Source organism: Streptomyces sp. URMC 126 (assembly GCF_051386555.1).
Taxonomy (GTDB): Bacteria; Actinomycetota; Actinomycetes; order Streptomycetales; family Streptomycetaceae; genus Streptomyces.
Genome location: NZ_JBPQTX010000298.1, coordinates 1 through 8,456, shown reverse-complemented (window position 1 = coordinate 8,456; position 8,456 = coordinate 1). Strand labels below are relative to the sequence as shown.

Here is an 8,456-nt window from a genome sequence, read left to right as displayed (position 1 = left end):
GCGGGGGACGGGGCGGGCGGTGCCGCGCCGGCCGGAAGGGCGGCGGCCGTCCCCGTCAGGACGCACAGAGCGACTCCTGAGGCGACGACGGCGCGGCGGACGGTGGGAGAGAGCGTCATGGTTCCTCCGCAGGCGTGGGGACTGCACCCCCCTCGGCGGAACAGCGCGGACCTGCCGGACGCGGACCCAACTCCCCATTGTCTCCACGCCGGTTGTCTAGACCGCAGTGTTCCCCGGGCAGCATAGGGGGGCCGGCGCGCGAGGGGAAGGCGGGAGCCGTGACAAGCGCGGGACGGGAGTGCGCTCGGCCGGACGGCCGAAGCGGCTTGAATCCGAAGGGGTTTGTGGCCGATGGCCGCTGTTCCCTACCGGGAATCGGTCCTTCAGCCATGGGTTCCGGACGTCACCCCGCCGCCCGGGGTACCCGGGGCCCACGGGCCCCTAGCATCGGTCGCGCCTTCCGGGAACCTCCCGGAAGCATGTGTCAGGGAGGCATTCCTGTGCGCACCAAGAAGGCCGTAGCAGCCCTCGCCCCGATCGCCCTCGGGGCGGTCCTCGCCCTCCCCGCGGCCGCGTCGGCCGACGGCCCGCACCACGGCACCCGGGCCGCCGCCGCGGCGCCCGCGTTCGGCAGCTTCCTGCTGCAGACCGGCACCGCCCTGCACGAGACCGACGACACCTTCGCGACGGCGACCGCGGACTGGGACCGGGACGGCAGACCCGACCTGGTGGCGGTGAAGAAGAGCCGGACGGGCACGAACAGCACCGAGGTGCACGTCCTCTCCGGGGCGAGCGGCTTCCAGCGGTTCGTCCTGCAGACGGGCACGGCACTGCACGAGACCGACGGCACCTTCGACTTCTCGCTCGCCGACTGGGACCGGGACGGCCGCCCCGATCTCGTGGCGGTGAAGAAGAGCCGGACGGGCACCAACAGCACCGAGGTGCACATCCTGTCCGGCGCCAGCAACTTCCAGCGGTTCGTCCTGCAGACGGGCACCGCGCTGCACGAGACCGACGACACCTTCGACTTCACCACCGGCGACTGGGACCGCGACGGCCGCCCCGACCTGATCGCCGTCAAGAAGAGCCGGACCGGTACGAACAGCACCGAGGTGCACGTCCTCTCCGGCGCGAGCGGCTTCCGGAAGTTCGCCCTCCAGACGGGTACGCCCCTGCACGAGACCGACGACACCTTCGCCTTCGCGTCCACCGACTGGGACCGGGACGGCCGCGCCGACCTGGTGGCGGTGAAGAAGAGCCGGACGGGGACGAACAGCACCGAGGTGCACATCCTGTCCGGTGGCGGCAACTTCCAGCGCTTCGTCGTCCAGACCGGGACGGCGCTGCACGAGACCGACGGGACCTTCGAGTTCTCCGTCGCCGACTGGAACCGCGACGGCCGCCCGGACCTGGTGGCGGTGAAGAAGAGCCGGACGGGGACCAACAGCACCGAGGTGCACATCCTCGGCTGACCCGGGAGCCGGTCCCGTCCCGTCCCGTTCCGCGTGGGCCGGTCCCGTCCCGTCCGGGGCGGGACCGGCCCACCGCGCGTCAGGCGGGCTTGCGCGCCTCGAACAGCACCCGGGACGAGTGGGCGACGAACGCGCCCTCCGCCCGGATCCGCTCGTCCAGCTCGCGCAGCCGGTCCCGGTAACGGTCGACGGTGAAGCCGGGAACGGTCCAGATCACCTTCCGCAGGAAGTACACCACCGCCCCGACGTCGAAGAACTCCATCCGCAGCCGCTCCGAGCGGACGTCCACGACCTCCAGCCCGGCGGCCCGGGCCGCGGCGCTCTCGTCGTCCGGGTGGCGCTTTCGGCGGGCCTCGGGCTGCGGGCCGAGGAAGAACTCGACCAGTTCGAACACGCTGGCGGGCCCGATGTGCTGGGCGAAGTACGTGCCCCCGGGCCGCAGCACCCGGGCGAGCTCCGACCACCACACGGTGGCCGGATGCCGGCTGGTCACCAGGTCGAACGCCGCGTCGCCGAACGGCAGCGGCGGCTCGTCGGACGCCGCCACCACCACCGCGCCGCGCGGGTGCAGCAGCGCGGTGGCCTTGGCGACGTTCGGCGGCCAGGATTCGGTGACCGCCATCGTCGGCGGCAGCACCGGGGCTCCGGCCAGCACCTCACCACCCCCGGTCTGTACGTCCAGCGCCGCCGACGCCCGCGCCAGCCGCGCGGCCATCAGCTTCTGGTAGCCCCAGGACGGGCGCTCCTCGGTGGCCCGGCCGTCCAGCCAGGAGAAATCCCAGCCGTCCACGGAAACGGAGGCTGCCTCGGCGACCAAATCATCAAAACTACGGTTCATAGCTGAATCATCACCATAAATCGATGAAGAAACACAGCGATTTACCGACCGGCCGGCCGACCCGGGTCCGCATCCCGCCCGCACCCCCGCCGTTCCGGATGCGCCCGAAGGGCGTGCGGGCCGGACACCCGTCACTGTGGAAGGGGTCCCCCGGCACGAGCGCGGCCGGCCGGCCCCGCGCGGAAGGAGGCAGCCCATGGCGGACGGAGCCATGACGCCCGTCAGCGAGAGCCCGGACGACCCGTTCTCGCTCGCCCGCGCGGCCACGATGGTGCTCGACCACCGGGGAACGGTCGTCGGCTGGGGCGAGCAGACCACCGCGCTGCTGGGCCACCGGCCCGAGGACGTGACCGGCAGGCCCGCCGCCGACGTCCTCCTCGCCCCCCGGGACCGGGCCGCCGTCGCCGAGACGGCGCGGACCTGCGTCGACGACGGCGGCTGGTTCGGGGTGGTCCCCGTGCTCCGGGGCGACGGCAGCCGCGTCCACATCGGCGTCCGGGCCCGGCGCGTCGTCCGGCCGGACGCTCCGCCGGAGTGGTTCCTGGTCGGCGCGCCCGCCGAGGACGTCGTCCAGTGGGAGACCGACCGGTCGGTGCTCGACGGCCTGTTCCGCCGCTCGCCCATCGGACTGGCCGTCCACGCCCCCGACCTCAGCATCCTCCGCGTCAACAAGGCCGTCGCCGCCATCGGCGGGATCAGTGCCGAACAGGCCGTGGGCCGCCGGACCGGCGACTTCCTCATCACCGACGACGCCGACACCGTGGAGGGCCGGCTGCGGGAGGTGCTGGAGACCGGACGGCCCATGATCTTCACCGAGCAGCCGTGCCGGCTCCGCTCGGCCCCGGCGGAGGAACGGTTCGTCTCCGTCTCGGCCTTCCGGACGACCGACTCGGCCGGACGGGTGCTCGGCGTCACCCAGTTGGTCGAGGACGTCACCGAACGCCACCGCGCCCGGGTGCGGCTCGCCCTGCTCGACGAGGCCGGCCGGCGCATCGGCACCTCCCTGGACGTCGACACCACCGCCCGCGAGCTCGCCGATGTCCTCGTCCCCGAGCTCGCCGACTGGGTCTCCGTCGACCTCCTGGAGGACGTCAGCCGGGGTGAGGAGCCCTCGCAGGACGGCACCGGCGCCGTCTGCCGCGCCGCGACGGTCTCCGTCGTCGCGGAGGTCGAGGAGGCCCTGCACCCGGTGGGCCACCGCATCGTCTTCCCGCCGGACAGCCCCCAGGCCCGCTGCCTCGCCGACAAGAGCCCGGTGCTGGTGCAGAACGGCCGCGGCCCCGCCGGACTCCGGGCCGTCGCCCAGGAACGGGCCGAACGCGCGGCCGAACTGGGCGTGCACTCCGTCATGATGGTGCCGCTCGTCGCCCGCGGCCTCGTCCTCGGCCTCGTCGTCCTCTGGCGCGCCCGCCGCCCCGAACCGTTCGAGGATGACGACCTGACGCTCGCCGCCGAGTTCGCCGCCCGCGCCGCCGTCTGCATCGACAACGCCCGCCGCTACACCCGCCAGCACCAGGCCGCGCTCACCCTCCAGTGCCGGCTGCTGCCCGGCGAGGTGCCCGACCTGCCCGCCGTCGAGGTCGCCCACCGGTACATCCCCGCCGGGGCCGCCGAAGGCGTCGGCGGCGACTGGTTCGACATCATCCCGCTCTCCGGCGCCCGCGCCGCCCTCGTCGTCGGCGACGTCATCGGCCACGGCATCGACGCCGCCGCCACCATGGGCCGGCTGCGCACCGCCGTCCACACCCTCGCCGAACTCGACCTGGAACCCGAGGAAGTCCTGTCCCACCTGGACGACCTCGTGCACCGGCTGGCCGCCGAACAGGAGGTCAACACCCGCGACTTCCCCCACGACCAAGTGACCGGCGCGAGCTGCCTCTACACCGTCTACGACCCCGTCTCCCGCCGCTGTTCCCTGGCCCGCGCCGGCCACCCGCCGCCCGCGGTGGTCACCCCGGACGGCCGCGTGAGCCTGCCCGACCTGCCCCCCGGGCCCCCGCTCGGCCTGGGCGGCCTGCCCTTCGAGGCGACGGAGCTGGAGCTCCCCGAGGGCAGCCTGCTGGCCCTCTTCACCAACGGGCTCATCCAGTCGCCCGGCAACGACGTCGACTCCGCCCTCGCCGAACTGGGCCGCCAACTGGCGGCCCCCGGCCGGTCGTTGTCGGACACGGCCAAGGCCGTGGTGGACGCGCTGCTCCCCGCCCGGCCGCACGACGACGTCGCCCTGCTGCTCGCCCGGACCCGCGTCCTGGGCCCGGAACGGGTCGCCACCTGGACCCTGCCCGGCGACGAACAGGCGGCCGCCGCCGCCCGCCGGCTGATGACCGAGCAACTGACGAAATGGGGACTGGAGGACCTGGTGTTCGCGACGGAGCTGGTCGTCAGCGAGCTGGTGACCAACGCCTACCGGTACGCGAGCGGCCGGGTGACCCTGCGGCTCATCCGCGGCCACAGCCTGATCTGCGAGGTCACCGACACCAGCAACACCTCGCCCCACCTGCGCCGCGCCCGCAGCACCGACGAGGGCGGGCGGGGCCTGTTCCTGGTCGCCCAGCTCACCGAACGGTGGGGGACGCGCTACGAGCGGGAGGGCAAGACCGTCTGGACCGAGCAGCCGCTGCCGCCCGGGCACCGCCTGTGAAGGCCGGACATCGCCTTCGAAGCCCCGCGCGGACCCGGGCTTTCACGGCCCGGACGCCGTCTTCGAGGCCCGGATGCCGCCCGCGGGGCCCCGCCCGGGCTCAGCGGCTGTCCGCGTGCTCCACCTCGGGAGCCGCCCGCGCCGGCCCCGCGGGCGCGGGCACCGACGCGCCGGAGTGCCGCCGGGTCACCCGCCGCACCAGCGGCTCCGTCCACCGGGCCGCGAGGGGCCCCACCACCACGAGCACCAGGACGTAGGCCGTGGCCAGCGGGCCCACCCGCGGCTCGACACCCACCGCGAGACCGGCGATCACGATGGAGAACTCCCCCCGGGCCACCAGCGTCCCACCGGCCCGCCAGCGCGCCGCGGGCGAGGCGTCCGCCCTGCGGGCCGCGTACCAGCCCGTGCCCACCTTGGTGAGGGCCGTGACACCGGCGAGCGCCAGCGCCGGGCCCAGGACCGGGGGCACGGACGCCGGATCGGTGCTCAGCCCGAAGAAGAGGAAGAAGACGGCGGCGAACAGGTCCCGCAGCGGGGACAGCAGCGCCCGGGCGTCCTCCGCCACCTCGTCCGACAGCGCGATGCCGATGAGGAACGCCCCCACCGCCGCGGACACGTGCAACTCCTGGGCCACCCCCGCGAAGGACAGCGTCAGGCCGAGTACCACCAGCAGCATCCGCTCCGGGTTGTCCGAGGACACGGCCCGGCTGATGACGTGCCCGTGGCGCAGCGCCACATAGAGCACGGCGGTGACCGTCCCCAGGGACGTCAGCAGGATCAGCCCGCCCGCGCGGAGGCTCAGCCCCGCCTGGAGGGCGGTCAGCAGGGGAAGGTAGACGGCCATGGCGAGGTCCTCGATGACGAGGACGCCGAGCACGGCGGGCGTCTCCTCGGACCCCAGGCGGCCGAGGTCTGCGAGCACCTTGGCGATCACCCCGGAGGACGAGACCCAGGTGACCCCGGCCAGCGCCACGCAGGCGACCGCGCCCCAGTCCAGCAGCAGGCCGGCGGCGACTCCCGGCAGGGCGTTGAGGAGGAAGTCCACCGCGCCCGAAGGGGATTGCGTCCGCAGACTGCTCACCAGCTCCGACGCGCTGTACTCCAGCCCCAGCAGGAGCAGCAGCAGGACGACGCCCACCTCGGCCCCGGTGGCGACGAACCCCTCGCTGGCGCCCAGCGGGCGGATGCCCCCGCGGCCGAAGGCGAGCCCCGCGAGCAGGTAGAGGGGTATGGGCGAGAAGCCGATCCGGCCGGCGAGACGGCTGAGGAGGCCGAGGGCGAGGATGACGAGGCCGAGTTCGATGAGCAGCGTGGTGGTCTGATGCATGGGCGGCTGTCCTCCGGCGGTCGAGGGGCTGCGGCGGCTGTGCCTGCGCGAATGCGGAGAGGTCCTGGAACGGCGACGGAAAACGGGTCGGACGACACAGGAAGTGCGGGGCGACAGGTGCGCGTGGGGGCACGTGCCGCGGCCCGGCCGGCGAGCCGACGCACCATCGGCCCTGTCGGAACCCGCACGGCCGGGGTCGGCCGCTCATCGGATCGATGGCGTCGCTCGAAGGAGCATCTTAGCGGAGAATGCAATAGTCCTATCGGGTTTCTGAGGAGTTGCGCGGTGCGCCCCCTTTCCTCCTCCGGGCGCCGGGCGAGCGCCCTGCCGGGGAGGGGAGTTGACTGCTAAGGGGGCGCCGCGTTCGGGGTGCGCCGAAGGGGGCTCGGAGGGGGCACGTCACGACCGGGAAGGGGCGTCCGGGCCGGAGGCGGATTCACGAGGTGTCGGAGGCCGTTCGGTCTCGCGCTCCTAAGCCGCTTCCGGCGTCCGGCCGTTCGGCGGGCCGGACGCCCGTGGTGGTGCGGCAGGTCGGCGTGTGCCGCGCCGTGAGGTGTGGCTCGCCCGGAGGCTGTGGCGCGCGCCGGGGTGTGAGGGAGCCGAGGAGCTCCGCGAGCAGGGGGCCGGCTCCCGCGCGGGTCCCGGCCGTCTCGCGGACCGCCGAGCCGGTCGGGTCGGCCCGGGCGCCGGGCGGCCCCCGGCCGGGAGGGAGGGCGGCCGGGGGCCGCCCCCGCGCGGTCTCGCCGACGCGAGAGCCGGGTGCCCTCAGACCTCGGGGTTGGCTTCGAGGCAGGTCAGCTCGATCTCGTCGACGAGAGCCTCGTACGTCTTGCCGGTCAGCTGCGCGACGTTCTCCATCCCCACCGCCGCCCACCCGGCCAGGCTCATGACGAGCGACCGGAGTCCGTCCGTGCCGAGCCGGGCCAGCACGTCGTCCGCCACGCCCAGGGCCGCCTCCGGCACCCGCTCGGCGGGCTCCAGTCCGACCACCGTCCGCAGCAGGCCGACCGTCACCCGGCTGATCTCGGGCGCGATCGCGTACAGGCGGCGGTCTTCTTCCTCGTCCATGCTTCCCTTTCCGTCGGGCGGCGGGGCGGCCGTCCTTGAGAGACGGGGAGCTGTCTACCAGAAGTAACGGAGGCCTCACCAGGAAGAGTTGACGCGTAACGGCCCTGTTCTGGGCAAACGGCGAGGAGACCTCACTCGGGGGAGTGACGCCGGCGGGCGGCGGCCGGACGGTCTGCCGGAGGGTGTACGGGCCGGGGGCGAGGCTCCGGGGCCCCCGCCGATAGTGGGCGGTAAGGGTAGCCTAAGCTAAGCTCCGTCCGGGTCCTCCTCCGGTGGATGACCTCCGCCCCTTCTCCCCGGCGGCGCGCCGCGCCTCCCCGCGGGCGACGGCCGGCGGACACGGACGAGCGAGAAACGGATCCGAGGACCAGACATGGTGCGCATAGCTGTGGCGGGCGCGAGTGGATACGCGGGCGGTGAACTGCTGCGTCTGCTGCTCGGACACCCCCACGTCGAGATCGGCGCGCTGACCGCCGATTCGAACGCCGGCCGGACGGTGGGGGAGGTGCAGCCCCACCTCGCGCCGCTGGCCGGACGGGTGCTGGAGAAGACCTCCGCCGAGACGCTCGCCGGTCATGACGTGGTCTTCCTCGCCCTGCCGCACGGGGCGTCGGCCGCGCTGGCCGGCGAACTGGACCCGGAGACCCTGGTCGTCGACTGTGGTGCGGATTTCCGGTTGCGGGACGCGCGGGAGTGGGAGCGGTTTTACGGTTCGCCGCATGCCGGGGTGTGGCCGTATGGGTTGCCGGAGTTGCCTGGTGGGCGGGCTGGGTTGGCGGGGGCGCGGCGGGTGGCGGTGCCGGGGTGTTATCCGACGGCGGTGTCGTTGGCACTGTGGCCGGTGTTCGCGGCGGGGTTGGTGGAGCCGGAGGCGGTGGTGGTGGCCGCGTCGGGGACCTCGGGTGCCGGCAAGGCGGCCAAGCCGCATTTGCTGGGCAGTGAGGTGATGGGGTCGATGAGTCCGTATGGGGTGGGGGGCGGGCATCGGCATACGCCGGAGATCGCGCAGAATCTGGCGGCGGTGGCGGGGGAGGCGGTGAGGGTGTCGTTCACTCCGGTGCTGGCGCCGATGCCGCGCGGGATTCTGGCCACCTGTAGCGCCCGCATCCG

General features: G+C 73.9%; 6 protein-coding genes. 3 read left to right on the top strand and 3 right to left on the bottom strand.

Annotated features, from left to right (window positions below; translation table 11 throughout):
• Positions 1 to 500: 500 nt before the first annotated feature.
• The gene (locus ACSNOK_RS27025; RefSeq protein ID WP_436783392.1) at positions 501 to 1,472 is read left to right on the top strand and encodes an FG-GAP repeat domain-containing protein; all 972 of its coding nucleotides are present in this window, start codon (positions 501 to 503) and stop codon (positions 1,470 to 1,472) included.
• A gap of 79 nt (positions 1,473 to 1,551) precedes the next feature.
• On the opposite strand, the gene ACSNOK_RS27020 is transcribed toward ACSNOK_RS27025, so the two are convergent.
• Positions 1,552 to 2,310, bottom strand: a complete 759-nt coding sequence (locus tag ACSNOK_RS27020) for a methyltransferase domain-containing protein (RefSeq protein ID WP_436783391.1) — start codon at positions 2,308 to 2,310, stop codon at positions 1,552 to 1,554.
• 196 nt (positions 2,311 to 2,506) lie between these two features.
• Between ACSNOK_RS27020 and ACSNOK_RS27015 the strand changes: the two genes are divergently transcribed.
• Positions 2,507 to 4,951 (top strand): SpoIIE family protein phosphatase, encoded by a 2,445-nt coding sequence (locus tag ACSNOK_RS27015; protein WP_436783390.1) that lies wholly within the window; start codon positions 2,507 to 2,509, stop codon positions 4,949 to 4,951.
• Between the two features lie 100 nt (positions 4,952 to 5,051).
• Here ACSNOK_RS27015 and ACSNOK_RS27010 read toward each other — a convergent pair whose 3' ends face one another.
• Positions 5,052 to 6,278, bottom strand: coding sequence for a cation:proton antiporter (locus ACSNOK_RS27010; protein ID WP_436783389.1), 1,227 nt, complete (start codon positions 6,276 to 6,278; stop codon positions 5,052 to 5,054).
• A gap of 765 nt (positions 6,279 to 7,043) precedes the next feature.
• Entirely contained in the window at positions 7,044 to 7,346 is a 303-nt protein-coding gene (locus tag ACSNOK_RS27005) for a hypothetical protein (RefSeq protein WP_436783388.1), read from the bottom strand.
• 373 nt (positions 7,347 to 7,719) lie between these two features.
• Here ACSNOK_RS27005 and argC point away from each other — a divergent pair.
• The coding region (gene argC / locus ACSNOK_RS27000; RefSeq protein ID WP_436783387.1) for an N-acetyl-gamma-glutamyl-phosphate reductase at positions 7,720 to 8,456 on the top strand (737 nt) is incomplete at its 3' end.